General features: G+C 64.1%; 12 protein-coding genes and 1 tRNA gene. 10 read left to right on the top strand and 3 right to left on the bottom strand.

Annotated features, from left to right (window positions below; genetic code table 11):
• The first annotated feature begins 4 nt into the window (after positions 1 to 4).
• Both IPU70_RS16470 and IPU70_RS16465 read left to right on the top strand, forming a co-directional pair.
• Positions 5 to 964: a carbon-nitrogen hydrolase family protein gene (locus IPU70_RS16470; protein ID WP_207468720.1), complete on the top strand. Its 960-nt coding sequence runs from the start codon at positions 5 to 7 to the stop codon at positions 962 to 964.
• A gap of 3 nt (positions 965 to 967) precedes the next feature.
• Positions 968 to 1,585 carry a flavin reductase family protein gene (locus IPU70_RS16465; protein WP_207468719.1) on the top strand — a complete coding sequence of 206 codons (618 nt, stop codon included), beginning with the start codon at positions 968 to 970 and terminating at the stop codon, positions 1,583 to 1,585.
• 612 nt (positions 1,586 to 2,197) lie between these two features.
• On the opposite strand, the gene IPU70_RS16460 is transcribed toward IPU70_RS16465, so the two are convergent.
• Positions 2,198 to 2,288, bottom strand: a tRNA-Ser gene (locus IPU70_RS16460).
• Between the two features lie 267 nt (positions 2,289 to 2,555).
• Between IPU70_RS16460 and IPU70_RS16455 the strand changes: the two genes are divergently transcribed.
• From IPU70_RS16455 to yaaA, 3 genes are all read left to right on the top strand, one after another.
• Positions 2,556 to 3,773, top strand: coding sequence for a cation:proton antiporter (locus IPU70_RS16455; RefSeq protein WP_207468718.1), 1,218 nt, complete (start codon positions 2,556 to 2,558; stop codon positions 3,771 to 3,773).
• A 102-nt stretch (positions 3,774 to 3,875) separates the two neighbouring features.
• A complete protein-coding gene (locus IPU70_RS16450; protein ID WP_207468717.1) occupies positions 3,876 to 4,658 on the top strand; it encodes a 3-hydroxybutyrate dehydrogenase in 783 nt (260 codons plus the stop codon).
• 14 nt (positions 4,659 to 4,672) lie between these two features.
• Positions 4,673 to 5,443: a peroxide stress protein YaaA gene (gene yaaA, locus IPU70_RS16445; protein WP_207468716.1), complete on the top strand. Its 771-nt coding sequence runs from the start codon at positions 4,673 to 4,675 to the stop codon at positions 5,441 to 5,443.
• A 58-nt stretch (positions 5,444 to 5,501) separates the two neighbouring features.
• On the opposite strand, the gene IPU70_RS16440 is transcribed toward yaaA, so the two are convergent.
• The gene (locus IPU70_RS16440) at positions 5,502 to 7,724 is read right to left on the bottom strand and encodes an FUSC family membrane protein (RefSeq protein WP_207468714.1); all 2,223 of its coding nucleotides are present in this window, start codon (positions 7,722 to 7,724) and stop codon (positions 5,502 to 5,504) included.
• 417 nt (positions 7,725 to 8,141) lie between these two features.
• On the opposite strand from IPU70_RS16440, the gene IPU70_RS16435 reads away from it, so the two are divergent.
• From IPU70_RS16435 to pssA, 4 genes are all read left to right on the top strand, one after another.
• Positions 8,142 to 9,911 carry an acetolactate synthase 3 catalytic subunit gene (locus IPU70_RS16435; RefSeq protein WP_371818963.1) on the top strand — a complete coding sequence of 590 codons (1,770 nt, stop codon included), beginning with the start codon at positions 8,142 to 8,144 and terminating at the stop codon, positions 9,909 to 9,911.
• A gap of 11 nt (positions 9,912 to 9,922) precedes the next feature.
• Entirely contained in the window at positions 9,923 to 10,414 is a 492-nt protein-coding gene (ilvN, locus tag IPU70_RS16430; RefSeq protein ID WP_006223608.1) for an acetolactate synthase small subunit, read from the top strand.
• 76 nt (positions 10,415 to 10,490) lie between these two features.
• Positions 10,491 to 11,507, top strand: a complete 1,017-nt coding sequence (gene ilvC / locus IPU70_RS16425) for a ketol-acid reductoisomerase (RefSeq protein ID WP_013391929.1) — start codon at positions 10,491 to 10,493, stop codon at positions 11,505 to 11,507.
• A 177-nt stretch (positions 11,508 to 11,684) separates the two neighbouring features.
• Complete coding sequence (gene pssA / locus IPU70_RS16420; protein ID WP_013391930.1) at positions 11,685 to 12,458, top strand: CDP-diacylglycerol--serine O-phosphatidyltransferase; 774 nt, start codon at positions 11,685 to 11,687, stop codon at positions 12,456 to 12,458.
• A 70-nt stretch (positions 12,459 to 12,528) separates the two neighbouring features.
• On the opposite strand, the gene IPU70_RS16415 is transcribed toward pssA, so the two are convergent.
• Positions 12,529 to 13,047 (bottom strand): hypothetical protein, encoded by a 519-nt coding sequence (locus tag IPU70_RS16415; protein ID WP_207468713.1) that lies wholly within the window; start codon positions 13,045 to 13,047, stop codon positions 12,529 to 12,531.
• Between the two features lie 314 nt (positions 13,048 to 13,361).
• On the opposite strand from IPU70_RS16415, the gene rpsO reads away from it, so the two are divergent.
• Complete coding sequence (gene rpsO, locus IPU70_RS16410) at positions 13,362 to 13,631, top strand: 30S ribosomal protein S15 (protein ID WP_006223612.1); 270 nt, start codon at positions 13,362 to 13,364, stop codon at positions 13,629 to 13,631.
• The last annotated feature ends 21 nt before the right edge of the window (positions 13,632 to 13,652 follow it).

The following is a 13,652-nucleotide window of genomic DNA, read 5'->3' as shown; positions in this document are numbered from 1 at the left end:
AGACATGTCCATGCAACAGAGCTTCAAGGCTGCCGTCATCCAGGCGGCATCCATTCCGACCGACAGCGTCGCTTGCGCCGAGAAGGCAGCTTCCCTGATCCGCCAGGCGGCGGAGCAGGGGGCCCGCGTGCTGGTGTTTCCCGAGGCCTTCCTCGGCGGCTATCCCAAGGGGAACTCCTTCGGCGCGCCCATCGGCATGCGCAAGCCCGAAGGCCGCGACGCCTTCGCCAGCTATCACCGCCAGGCCATCCGCCTGGACGGCGAGGAAGTCGCGCTGGTGGCGCAGGCCGCGGCCGACACCGACAGCTTCGTGGTCATGGGCTGCATCGAGGCCGACGGCGGCACGCTGTACTGCACCGTGCTGTACTTCAACGGCCGCGAGGGGCTGGCGGGCAAGCACCGCAAGCTTATGCCCACCGCGGGCGAACGCCTGATCTGGGGCTTTGGCGACGGCTCCACCATGCCCGTCTTCGATACCCCCTACGGCAAGATCGGCGCCGTCATCTGCTGGGAAAACTACATGCCCATGCTGCGCATGTATATGTACAGCCAGGGCGTCGCGCTGTATTGCGCGCCGACCGCCGATGATCGCGATTCCTGGATTCCCAGCATGCGCCACATCGCGCTGGAAGGCCGTTGCTACGTGCTCACGGCTTGCCAGCACCTGCGCCGCGACGCCTATCCCGAGGACTTCGAATGCGCGCTGGGCGATGCGCCCGACACCGTGCTGATGCGTGGCGGCAGCGCCATCATCGACCCGCTGGGCGAAGTGCTGGCCGGCCCGGATTTTTCCGCCGAGACCATTCTGTACGCGGACATCAATCCGAACCAGATCCTGCGCGGCAAGTACGACTTCGACGTCTCCGGCCACTACGCCCGTCCGGACGTGTTTCAGCTGCAGGTCGACACGCGCGAAAAGCGCGCCGTCGCTGCGCTGAACGGCGGCCAGCAACAGGAGGCTTGAGTCATGCATTTTGATTTCAGCGCCTTGCCGACGCAGACGGTCTACAACGTGCTGACCTCGACCGTCACGCCGCGCCCGATCGCGTGGCTCACCACGATTTCCGGCACAGGCGTTGTCAACGCGGCTCCTTTCAGTTTCTTCAATGTCATGGGGCCTCAGCCGCCGACGGTCGCCATCGGCCTGATGCGCCATGCCAGCGGCGAACTGAAGGACTCCGGCGCCAACATCATCGAGAACGGCGAGTTCGTGGTGAACCTGGTACCGGAGTCGCTGGTCGCGCAGATGAACCAGACCTGCGCCGATTATCCGGCGGACGTGGATGAACTGGCGGCGGCCGGCTTGACCGCGCTGCCGGCAACCCATGTGCGTCCCCCGCTGATCAAGGGCTCTCCGGTGTCGCTGGAATGCGTCAGCCAGGCGACCATCGTGACCGGTCCGCGCCAGCTCGTGGTGATCGGCCAGGTGCTGGGCGCGCACGTCGACGATGCCTATGTGCAGGACGCCGAGCGCGGCTACATGGACACGCCGGCCATGGGGCTGATCGCGCGCATGCACGGCGGCGGCTGGTACGCGCGAAGCACGGACCTGTTTCAGTTGGCGCGGCCGACGGCGCCGTTGTGATAGTCAGGCGGGGGCGGCCTGCGCACTTGCCATATGGTGCCAAAGTGACATGGGTCCATAGGTGGGGCTGCGCTTCGGATCCCTCTGCCCGGCCCCGGCTCACGGCCTCTGCTCATGAACGGGGTCCGAAACCAACGCATTAGGCGACTGCCAGCCGAGGACCCCGGAGCCATCCGAAGCGCAGCCCCACCGGGGCGAGCATCGGAATGGCGCAGGGCAGCCTCGGCGGCTAAAGAACTCCGACATCCGCAAGCTCGAAGCGCTGCCGCTCCGCACTTCGGTTGTGCGAGGCAGGGTTCTTGAACCGCCGGCGTCCGGACTGCGGGATTCCGATGCTCGCCCCGGTGGGGCTGCGCTTCGGATCCCTCCGCCCGGCCACCGGCTCACGGCATCTGCCCATGAGCGGGGTCCGAAACCACCGCATTAAGCGACTGCCAGCCGAGGACCCCGGAGCCGTCCGAAGCGCAGCCCTGCCGGGGCGAGCAGCGGAATGGCGCAGGGCAGCCTACACGCAAGCCGGCGTGCGCTGAGCCTGTGCGTTTTTAGTTTTTATGAAGTCCGAAGGAAAAAGAAAAAGGCCAATCCCGAGGGATTGGCCTTTTTTGCAATACTTGGCGGAGAGGGTGGGATTCGAACCCACGGTACGGGGATACCGTACGCCTGATTTCGAGTCAGGTACATTCGACCACTCTGCCACCTCTCCGTGGCTGGGTTTCGTAACGGCGGTTTACCCGGGGGCCGGGTCTTCCACAAAAGATCCCTGGTCGGAAGGATCTTCGTTGTCGAAGCAGCGAAGCCCGCAATTCTACAGGATTTTTTTTGTTTGTGTAAAGGGGGTGATTGAAAGTCCCCTACAGCGGGTTTCAACCGGCTTTCGGAGGCGGCGTTCTTTGCCCAGAATTCCGATATGCCTGACGTTCCTGCCCAGGCATCCATCCGTCTCGGCGTTCATCCCGGAACCGCTAGTCCCATGGATCTGATCCTCATACTCCTGCTTGCGGCCGTGCTGTGCGTGCCCCTGACCCAGTTGCTGGGCCTGGGCGCCATCCCGGGCTACCTGCTGGCCGGCGTGCTGGTGGGGCCGTCCTGCCTCAGGCTCGTCACCAATGTGGACACCATGATCAACGTGTCCCAGTGGGGCGTGGTGATGATGCTGTTCATCATCGGGCTGGAGCTTTCGCCCAAACGCCTGTGGGCCATGCGCAACGAAGTCTTCGTGCTGGGTTCCTTGCAGATGTTGGCTTGCGGCTTGCTGCTGGCGGTGGTGTTCGGCGCGGCGCTGCGGCATCTGGCGGGCATGGAGTGGCAGGCGGCGATCCTGTGTGGCTTGTCGCTGGCCTTGTCGTCCACGGCGGTGGCCTTGCGGCTGCTGGACGAGCGCGTGCTGACGCGCACGCCATTGGGCAGGTCGGCGCTGGGAATACTGCTGTTCCAGGACATGGCCGCGATTCCGATGCTGGTGGCGGCGGGCCTGCTGGGTTCCGATGGCGCGTCGGCGCCTTCCTTCAAGGAGGCGCTGATTGCCGTGCTGGTAGTGGCAGCCGCTTACCGGCTGCGGCTGCTGGGATGGGCGGCCAAGGCGCAGTTGAACGAATTGTTCACCGCCGCCGCGCTGTTGATGGTGGTGGGCGCCGCCCAATTATTTGACTTTGCCGGCCTGTCCGCCGGCCTGGGCGGATTCCTGGTGGGCGTGCTGATGGCCGAATCCCGCTACCGGCACGATCTGGAAAAGGCGATCGACCCGTTCAAGGGCTTGCTGCTGGGCCTGTTCTTCGTGGCCATCGGCATGTCCGTGAATTTGAAGGTGGTGGCCGACCACTGGCCGTTCATCTTCGTGGGCGTGTTCGCGTTGCTGCTGGTCAAGGCCTTGATCTTGTACGGTTTTTCGCGCTTTCTGGGGTTGCCGCGCTATCACCGCCTGCTGTTTGCACTAGCGCTGGCGCAGGGCGGCGAGTTCAGCTTCGCCATCTTCAATGAAGCCTGGGACAACCACCTGATGAACCTGGAACAGCGCGACCTGCTGTCGGTCATCGTGGCGATTTCAATGGGCGTGGTGCCTGTGTTGATCAAGCTGCTGGAACGCATCCCCGAGAACCGCGGCGGCATGGCCGATCTCCCGACGGCGGAACCCGCCAAGGACGAGGCGTCCCAGCCGCCCGTGCCGCGCGATCCTCCTCCCGCTGCTTGACCCTGCGCAGCGTACGGGCATGGCATGATTGCCGTCTTGCCGGGCAGCTACACTTGATCCTCGCTTGGCCCGTCCAATGTGCCCGACCACAGGAGAATGCTCATGCTTAAAGGAAAAGTCGCCCTTGTCACCGGTTCCACCAGCGGCATCGGCCTGGGTATCGCCACCGCCTTTGCCCAGCAAGGCGCCGATATCGTCTTGAACGGCTTTGGCGATGCCGCCGAGATCGAAAAGGTCCGCGCAGGCCTGGCCGACAAGCATGGCGTCAAGGTGATCTACGACGGCGCTGACTTGTCCAAGGGCGCCGCCGTGCGCGAGCTGGTCGAGAACGCCGTGCGCCAGATGGGCCGCATCGATATCCTGGTCAACAACGCCGGCATCCAGCACACCGCCCTGATCGAGGATTTCCCTGCCGAAAAGTGGGACGCGATCCTGGCGCTGAACTTGTCGGCCGTGTTCCACGGCACCGCCGCCGCCTTGCCGCACATGAAGAAGCAGGGCTTTGGCCGCATCATCAACATCGCCTCGGCCCACGGCCTGGTGGCCTCGGCCAACAAGTCGGCCTACGTCGCAGCCAAGCACGGCGTGGTCGGCTTCACCAAGGTCACCGCGCTGGAGACGGCGGGCCAAGGCATCACCGCCAACGCCATCTGCCCGGGCTGGGTCCGCACCCCGCTGGTTGAAAAGCAGATCACCGCGCTGGCGGAAAAGGACGGCGTCGACCAGGAAGCCGCCGCCCGCGAACTGCTGAGCGAAAAGCAGCCGTCGCTGCAATTCGTGACGCCGGAGCAACTGGGGGGCACCGCCGTGTTCCTGGCTTCGGACGCCGCTGCGCAAATCACAGGTACGTCCGTCTCGGTCGATGGCGGCTGGACGGCACGCTAAAAAGGAATACCCGAATGCTGTTTCTGCTTTCTCCCGCCAAGAAGCTGGACTACGACTCGCCGCTGCACATCGAGACGCATACCCAGCCGCTGTTCGTGGACCAGGCCGCCGGCCTGATCAAGGTGCTGAAGACCAAATCGGCCGAGGACATCTCCGAGCTCATGAGCCTGAGCCCGGCGCTGTCCGAGCTGAACGTGCAGCGCTATGCCCACTGGAAGCGCAGCTTCACCCAGGCCAATTCGCGCCAGGCGGTGCTGGCCTTCAACGGCGACGTCTACGAAGGGCTGGAGGCCGCGACCCTGTCGGCCAAGCAGCTGGACTGGGCGCAAGAGCACGTGGCCATCCTGAGCGGCCTGTATGGGGTGCTGCGCCCGCTGGACCTGATGCAGCCGTACCGCCTGGAAATGGGCACGCGCCTGGCCACGCCCAAGGGCAAGAACCTGTACGAGTACTGGGGCCCGGCCATCGCCGGCTACCTGAACGAACGGCAGGCCGGCCAGAAAGCGCCCGTGATCATCAACCTGGCGTCCGAGGAGTACTTCAAGTCGGTTGACCTGAAGACTCTCAAGGCGCGCGTGGTGCAATGCGTGTTCCAGGACTGGAAGAACGGCGCCTGGAAGGTCATCAGCTTCCACGCCAAGCGCGCGCGTGGCTTGATGGCGCGTTATGCGATCCTGCACAAGGTGTCCAAGCCGGAAGGCCTGCAGGGTTTTGACCTGGAAGGCTACAAGTTCGACGCCTCCGCGTCGTCGGACGACAAGCTGGTCTTCCGCCGCAAGGTCTGACCCGGTCCCGGGCCTCGCGCCCGGGACGTCCCGATTTCGCCTGATCAATCCAGGGTAGTCACGCTGCCGCCGCCACTGGCGGCGCGTGCGTGGGATCGGCCAGCGCGTGCAGTTCCTGGCGGATCATGTGCGCGGCCTTCAGCATTTGTTTGACCGGATAGACCAGCGCGGCCTGCTCGCCTTCGGTCTCGAACTGGTTCGGCAGGCCGGTAGGCGCCTGCGCGCGGTTTTCGTCCAGCAGGTCCACCATGCCGGCCAGCGCCCGCTGCACGGCCTCGGGCGTGGCGGGCAGGGCGGCCAGCATGGGTATGGCCGCCGTGATCTGCGAGGCCAGGATGTGGTTCTGGATCAGCAGGTTGTTCAGCTCGGGCACGCTCACTTGGTGCGAGGTGGGCTCGCTCATCATGCGATAGAAGGCCTCGGCGAAATTGCTGAACGAGATGTGCACGTTCTTGCGCGCCAGTCGCCATGCCAGGTCGGCGTCGGTTACCGCCGGGGTTTCGCCGGCGGCGGCGCCCACGGGCGCGCCGTGGGCCTGCATGGCTTCGACGTAGCGCATGCCCGCAATCAGGTACTCGCGGTTGGCGCGCGTGGCCGCGGCCGCCAGCGGCTTCAGGTAGCGGGCCTCCCACCAGGGCAGGATGTAGCTGCAGATCAGCGCCAGCGCGCAGCCGATCAGCGTGTCGATGGCGCGTTCGCCGATCACCGACATGGACACCGTGCCTGGTGACACGAAGTGGAACACCAGCACCACGAACAGCGTATTGAAGGTGGCGCTGGCCATGTAGTTCAACTGCACCAGGCTGTTGCCCATGATGCAGGCCCCCAGCAGCGCCGCGAACAGAAGTTCCGGGCGGTCGGTCAGGTTGAACAGCAACAGGGCCAGGATGCAGCCGATCAGCGTGCCCGTCAGGCGCCAGCTATTGCGCTGGCGCGTCAGCGCGAAGCCCGGCTTCATGATGATGACGATAGTCAGCATGATCCAGTAGTTGTGCGCGGAAAATGCCGGCGACAGCCACTGGCTGGCCAGGGTCATGGCGATGGCTGCGGCCGCAGTGACGCGCAGCGCATAGCGGAAGTGCGGCGAATCCAGGCGCAGGTTGCTGGTCAAGAGCCCCACGCGGAATTCCTGGCGCGAAATGAAGCGCGTCAGCGACTTGTTGATGCGCAGCACGTCGGTGGGCTTGGCCTCGGGCGAGGCGGCGGTGTGGTCGGCCAGGCGGTCGACGATGCGCGCCGAATTGCGCAGCCTGCGCAGCACCTGGACGATCAGCGCCAGCATCTCGGGCTCGCGCTCGCCCAGGCCCTGCTGTTTGAGCTGTTCGATTTCGTACTCGATGGCGCGCAGCTCGGCCTTGGCGCTGCTGCGGTACTGCACCTTGCGCCCGCGCGACACGTCCAGCGCGATGCGGTTGAGCTCCAGCGACATCTTCACCAGCGCGTCGCGCATGAACATCAGGCAGTCGCTGCCGGCCAGCGCGCGGCGCAGCGCCGCGTAGTCGGTATGCGTGGCCACCAGCGTGTCCAGCAGTTGCAGCATGTCGACGAACATGTTCCAGATCATCACGCGCTGGCGGTCGCCCAGGCCCTTGCCGCGGGGCAGGGCGCGCAGCACCATGTCGCGCGCCGCCTGGTGCTTTTCCGTCATGACCGACTGGCGTTGGATCAGTTCGCGGTAGGCGTCGTCCAGGTCGGCGGTTTCATCGTAGAAGGCGGCGCGGGCAGCCACGTAGTCGGCGGTGGCGAACAGCGCCACCGACATGGCCTGCTGCTCCTCGCGCAGCCAGAACAGGCGCGAGAACCCCAGGCTGAACGCGACGTAGAACAGCGCCCCGCCCAGCGTGGCCGCGGCGTGCGCCAGGACCTCGTGGGGCGCCAGCGGTGAATGCATGGTCAAGGTCATCAGCAGCAGGCCGGCAAAGCCGATCAGGCCGCCGCGCTTGCCGAATACCGTGAACATCGAATAGACGAAGCACTGCGCAATGACCGCCAGCCAGATCAGCACGGGATACGAGGAAGCGAACCCGGTGATGATGACGGTCAGGGTGCCCAGCGCGGCGCCGCCCAGCATCTCGTTGGTGCGATGGCGCTGCGGCCCGCCCGGCTGGTCGATGATGGCCAGGCACTGCGCGCCGAAGGTCGCGACCAGCCCGGTGGTGTAGTTGCCGAAGACGCCGCCCAGCACCAGCACCGGCAACAGCATCCCCACCCCCTGGCGCACCCCTCCGAAGAAGTAGTGGCTGTAGAGGAAGCGGCGGATGCTGGCTATGCGCAAATCCATGGGTGGGGGCTCGGTTCTGGACGACAAAACAAGTATAGAGATGCTGCTCTATTTTTTGGGGCCAGATAGTTACCGAACCTTCCCTGCAACGGTCCGCGAAAGGCCGATTTGCCACCTTTGACGCAACGCGGTAAATTGCTCCACTTGCGCCGGTCTGCCTATCCGAAACCGGCGCGTTGAGGCGGATTGCCAGGGTCACCTCCCAGCCATCCCGCAGCAGTTACACCTGCCGTTGGCCGCGCCACAAGCGTGTGTTGCCAAGGCTTCCATTTCGACCTCCAGCGTCCCCCAGGGGCGTTTGCACTGCGTTCTGTCGAGCGTGTGCCGGGTCGGCAAGGTGTCCGGGTGGCGTGGCTCCGTGAGCCGCAAAGCGCCGGATCATGTTGTCGGAACCGGTATGGGTTCAGTTGCCGCCGTATCCGGGCGAGCAGCAGTCAGGGTTGCAGGGCCGGTACTGAAAGGAATGACAACATGGAACTGAATGGCGCCGATATCGTCGTGCGCTGCCTGGCCGATGAAGGCGTGGAACACGTTTTCGGCTACCCCGGCGGCGCGGTGCTTTACATCTACGACGCGATTTTCAAGCAAGACAAATTCCAGCATATCCTGGTTCGTCACGAGCAGGCCGCCGTGCACGCCGCCGATGCCTATTCGCGCTCGTCGCAAAAGGTCGGTGTCTGCCTCGTGACCAGCGGACCGGGCGTGACCAATGCCGTCACCGGCATCGCCACCGCCTACATGGACTCCATCCCCATGGTCATCATCAGCGGGCAGGTGCCCACTGCGGCCATTGGCGAGGACGCCTTCCAGGAATGCGACACCGTCGGCATCACGCGTCCCTGCGTCAAGCACAACTTCCTCGTGCGCGACGTCAAGGACCTGGCCGAAACCATGCGCCGCGCGTTCTACATCGCGCGCACCGGCCGTCCCGGCCCGGTGCTGGTGGATATCCCCAAGGACATCACCATCGCGCAGTGCAAATACACGCCGCCCAAGGGCGAAATCTCGATGCGTTCCTACGCGCCCGTCAACAAGGGCCACCAGGGGCAGATCAAGAAAGCCGTGCAGATGTTGCTGGCCGCCGAGCGGCCCATGATCTACACGGGCGGCGGGGTCATCCTGTCGAACGCCGCGCCCGAGCTGAACAAGCTCGTGTCGCAACTGGGCGCGCCCTGCACCAGCACCCTGATGGGCCTGGGCGGCTACCCGGCCAGCAGCGGCCAATTCGTCGGCATGCCCGGCATGCACGGCACCTACGAAGCCAATATGGCGATGCAGCATTGTGACGTGCTGCTGGCCATCGGCGCCCGTTTCGATGACCGCGTGATCGGCAACCCCAAGCACTTCGCCCAGAACGCCCGCAAGATCATCCATATCGATATCGATCCCTCGTCGATCTCCAAGCGCGTGCGCGTGGACGTCCCGATCGTCGGTAACGTCAAGGACGTCCTGGCCGACCTCAGCGCGCAGTACGACATCGCTGCGGCCGAGCACAAGCCCGCCCCGATCACCAAGTGGTGGGAGCAGGTCGAGTCCTGGCGCGGCAAGGAATGCCTGAAGTTCACCAACTCGGACGAGGTCATCAAGCCGCAATACGTGGTGGAAAAGCTCTGGGAAGTGACCGGCGGCGACGCCTTCGTCACCTCCGACGTGGGCCAGCACCAGATGTGGGCCGCGCAGTACTACAAGTTCGACAAGCCGCGCCGCTGGATCAACTCTGGCGGCCTGGGCACCATGGGCGTGGGCCTGCCGTACGCCATGGGCGTGCAGATGGCCAATCCTGGACACGACGTCGCCGTCATCACCGGCGAAGGCTCGATCCAGATGAACATCCAGGAACTGTCGACCTGCCACCAGTATCGCCTGACGCCGAAGATCATCTGCCTGAACAACCGCTTCCTGGGCATGGTCCGGCAGTGGCAGCAGATCGACTACGGTTCGCGCTATTCCGAGTCCTACATGGATTCGCTGCCCGATTTCGTCAAGGTGGCCGAGGCCTATGGCCACGTGGGTCTGCGCATCGAACGCCCGGCGGACGTCGAGCCGGCGCTGCGCGAAGCGTTCAAGAAGCACAAGGACCGCCTGGTCTTCCTGGACTTCATCACCGACCGCACCGAGAACGTGTGGCCGATGGTCAAGGCCGGCCGCGGGCTGACCGAAATGCTGCTTGGCTCTGAAGACCTGTAAGGAGGCCACCCATGAAGCACGTGATTTCCGTCCTCCTCGAAAACGAACCCGGCGCGCTGTCGCGCGTGGTGGGCCTGTTTTCCGCGCGGGGCTACAACATCGAGACCCTGACGGTGGCGCCCACCGAGGACTCCACGCTGTCGCGCATGACCATCGTGACTACCGGTTCGGACGAGGTGATCGAGCAGATCACCAAGCATCTGAACCGCCTGGTGGACGTGGTCAAGGTCGTCGACCTGACCGAAGGCGCGCACATCGAGCGCGAGCTGATGCTCGTGAAGGTGCGCGCGGTCGGCAAGGAACGCGAGGAAATGAAGCGCATGGCGGACATCTTCCGCGGCCGCATCATCGACGTCACCGACAAGTCCTACACCATCGAACTGACGGGGGTGCAGGAAAAAGTACAGGCCTTCCTGGAGGCCCTGGACCGCAGTGCAATCCTTGAAACCGTGCGCACCGGCGTGTCCGGCATCGGACGCGGTGAACGGATTTTGAAGATTTGACCGGCCTTCCAGGCCAAGCCGCACCCTACATCTGAATTAAACAAATATCCAAAATACTGGAATCTGGAGCACAACCATGAAAGTTTTCTACGACAAAGACTGCGATCTCTCCCTCGTCAAGGGCAAGACTGTTGCCATCATCGGCTACGGCTCGCAAGGCCACGCGCACGCGCAGAACCTGCATGAGTCCGGCGTGAAGGTCGTGGTCGGCCTGCGCAAGGGCGGCGCCTCGTGGAACAAGGCCGCCAACGCCGGCCTGGAAGTCAAGGAAGTCGCCGACGCGGTCAAGTCCGCCGACATCGTCATGATGCTGCTGCCCGACGAGAACATCGCCTCGGTCTACAACAAGGAAGTGCACGCCAACATCAAGCCCGGCGCCGCCCTGGCGTTCGCCCACGGCTTCAACGTGCACTACGGCCAGGTCGTGCCGCGCGAAGACATCGACGTCATCATGATCGCCCCGAAGGCCCCGGGCCACACGGTGCGCAACACGTACAAGCAAGGTGGCGGCGTGCCCCACCTGGTGGCCGTGTACCAGGACAAGTCGGGCGCCGCGCGTGACGTGGCCCTGTCGTACGCCAGCGCCAACGGCGGCGGCCGTGCCGGCATCATCGAAACCAACTTCCGCGAAGAAACCGAAACCGACCTGTTCGGCGAACAGGCCGTGCTGTGCGGCGGTACCGTCGAACTGATCAAGGCCGGTTTCGACACGCTGGTGGAAGCCGGCTACGCGCCCGAAATGGCGTACTTCGAGTGCTTGCACGAACTGAAGCTGATCGTCGACCTGATCTATGAAGGCGGCATCGCCAACATGAACTACTCGATCTCGAACAACGCCGAGTTCGGCGAGTACGAAACGGGTCCGAAGATCGTCACCGACGAAACCCGCAAGGCCATGCGCCAGTGCCTGACGGACATCCAGACCGGCGAATACGCCAAGAAGTTCATCCTGGAAAACACCGCCGGCGCTCCGACGCTGACCTCGCGCCGCCGCATCAACGCGGAATCGCAGATCGAGCAAGTGGGCGGCAAGCTGCGCGCCATGATGCCCTGGATCGCCGCCAACAAGCTGGTGGACAAGTCCAAGAACTGATCCATGTCTGCGCGGGGCCTGCCCCCGCGCAATCAGGGTCGAAGCGGCATGCCTGCGAAGGCATGCCGCTTTTTTTCTGGCGTCCCTGACGATCTGGCCAGGCACGCGGCTTGCTCCGCCCCGCAAGCGGGGCCAGATGGGTTAACCTTTCAATGTTCGTTGTAAGTTATTGAGACCATGCCCAATTTTTCCATGCGCGATTCCGAGAACCGCCACCGCAGCATTTACCTGCTGCCCAATGCGTTCACCACCGCGGCACTGTTCGCGGGGTTTTACGCCGTCGTGCAGGCCATGAACGACCGCTTCGAAGTCGCCGCCATCGCCATTTTCGCGGCCATGGTGCTGGACGGCATGGATGGCCGGGTCGCCCGCCTGACCAACACGCAATCCGCCTTCGGCGAGCAGTACGACTCCTTGTCCGACATGACCTCCTTCGGCGTTGCGCCGGCACTGGTCATGTACGAATGGATCCTGAACGACCTGGGCCGCTGGGGCTGGCTCGCCGCCTTCGTCTATGTGGCCGGCGCGGCGCTGCGCCTGGCCCGCTTCAACACCAATATCGCCGTGGTGGACAAGCGCTACTTCCAGGGCCTGCCCAGCCCGGCCGCGGGTGCGCTGGTGGCGGGTTTTGTCTGGCTGGCGGTGGACAACAAGCTGCCCATCCATGACAGCTTGATGGCCTGGGCGGCGTTCACGCTGACCATGTACGCGGGCATTTCCATGGTGTCGAACGCGCCGTTCTTCAGCGGCAAGAGCTTCGCCTTGGGCCGCAGCGTGCCGTTCTGGGGCATCCTGCTGGTGGTGGCGGTATTCGTGTTCGTGTCCAGCGATCCTCCGGTCGTGCTGTTCGGCTTGTTCGTGCTGTATGGGCTGTCGGGCTGGATCATGTGGGCCTGGCGCTGGAACCGCGCGCGCCGTTTGACGCAGGAACGCCGCAGCCAATCCTCCTGATCCGCGGCAGCCTTGCCGCCCAAAACAAAACCCGCCAGATGGCGGGTTTTGTTTTTCAGGGGCGGAGGGTTCAGTGCCACATGAGCCGGTCGTCGTCATACATGGGGTCCGGGCCGGGGTGGAAGTGCGTCAGCTTGCTGCCGTCGCGGCTCATGTACACGTACATGAGCGAGTTCCAGACGCCGTTTTCCTTATAGCGGTACGACCAGACCACCTCGCGCTTTTCGCCCAGGCCGGCTTCCTCGATCTTGGCGGGCGGGCCGAATTCGCAACGCACGCGGTCGGGGCCCCATTCGCCTTCGCTCAGGACCTTGAAGTGCGCGTCCGTCAACAGTGGCACCACCGGGCCCACGCGGCCGTCGGCGCCGACATTGGTGCCCCAGGCATACTGGCCCATGGGCTGCTGCGTCCAGATCACGCGTCGCCCGCCATTGGCTTGCGGGCATTCGAAGTTGGGCCGGCCGAATTGGGCTTGCACATCTGCGTAGGGCGTGCCGGGCGGAATCTGGGCCATGTTCGCGCACGCCGCCAAGGTGGCCAGCGCGGCGGCGGCCAGCGCGATGCGGGCGCTTCGGTAATATTTAGACATGTTTCTCTCCTGACGTCGGATTGCGGCCCGCAGCGGGGGCGGGCACCCGTCACTGGGGTAATTTTATCGAATCGGCTATAATCATCGAGCTTTATCAAGTGTATTGATTTTGCAACATCCTTTGCGCTGGCCGCAGAGCGGGTCCAGGTATCAGGTCCCGGTGTCGAAACACCGCGTCCACAACCAGGTTCCAGGCTTCTGTTTGAGTCATCAATGGCAGCAGTGAGAAAGCGAATTCAGCCAGGTTCGCGCAAAATTTTTTCCAAACCACGTCAGGGCGCCTCGGCCCTGTCGCATGTCCGAAGAGGTCATAAATGTCTGTAGCTGACATCAAGAAATCCGATATCGTCGCGCAATTCCAACGCGCTCAAGGCGATACCGGCTCCCCCGAAGTTCAGGTGGCTCTGCTCACCGCCCGTATCAACGAACTGACCGGTCACTTCAAAGAACACATGAAGGACCATCACTCGCGCCGCGGTCTGCTGCGTATGGTCAGCCGTCGCCGCAAGCTGCTCGACTATCTCAAGGGCCGCAATCCCGATTCGTACCGCGCACTGATCGAAAAACTCGGTCTGCGCAAGTGATCGACGGGGCTGGCTCCCCAT

Source organism: Achromobacter sp. SD115, assembly GCF_017355315.1.
GTDB lineage: Bacteria > Pseudomonadota > Gammaproteobacteria > Burkholderiales > Burkholderiaceae_B > Achromobacter > Achromobacter xylosoxidans_B.
Note: the sequence above shows the minus strand (reverse complement) of the source record. Positions and strands in the feature narration are given on the sequence as shown.

Excerpts from the sequence above, each read along its gene's own strand:
- IPU70_RS16470 (WP_207468720.1), top strand. The coding sequence starts at position 5 with ATGTCCATGCAACAGAGCTTCAAGGCTGCCGTCATCCAGGCGGCATCC.
- yaaA (WP_207468716.1), top strand. The coding sequence starts at position 4,673 with ATGCTGTTTCTGCTTTCTCCCGCCAAGAAGCTGGACTACGACTCGCCG.
- pssA (WP_013391930.1), top strand. The coding sequence starts at position 11,685 with ATGCCCAATTTTTCCATGCGCGATTCCGAGAACCGCCACCGCAGCATT.
- ilvN (WP_006223608.1), top strand. The coding sequence starts at position 9,923 with ATGAAGCACGTGATTTCCGTCCTCCTCGAAAACGAACCCGGCGCGCTG.
- IPU70_RS16455 (WP_207468718.1), top strand. The coding sequence starts at position 2,556 with ATGGATCTGATCCTCATACTCCTGCTTGCGGCCGTGCTGTGCGTGCCC.
- IPU70_RS16415 (WP_207468713.1), bottom strand. The coding sequence starts at position 13,047 with ATGTCTAAATATTACCGAAGCGCCCGCATCGCGCTGGCCGCCGCCGCG.
- IPU70_RS16450 (WP_207468717.1), top strand. The coding sequence starts at position 3,876 with ATGCTTAAAGGAAAAGTCGCCCTTGTCACCGGTTCCACCAGCGGCATC.
- ilvC (WP_013391929.1), top strand. The coding sequence starts at position 10,491 with ATGAAAGTTTTCTACGACAAAGACTGCGATCTCTCCCTCGTCAAGGGC.
- IPU70_RS16440 (WP_207468714.1), bottom strand. The coding sequence starts at position 7,724 with ATGGATTTGCGCATAGCCAGCATCCGCCGCTTCCTCTACAGCCACTAC.
- IPU70_RS16465 (WP_207468719.1), top strand. The coding sequence starts at position 968 with ATGCATTTTGATTTCAGCGCCTTGCCGACGCAGACGGTCTACAACGTG.
- rpsO (WP_006223612.1), top strand. The coding sequence starts at position 13,362 with ATGTCTGTAGCTGACATCAAGAAATCCGATATCGTCGCGCAATTCCAA.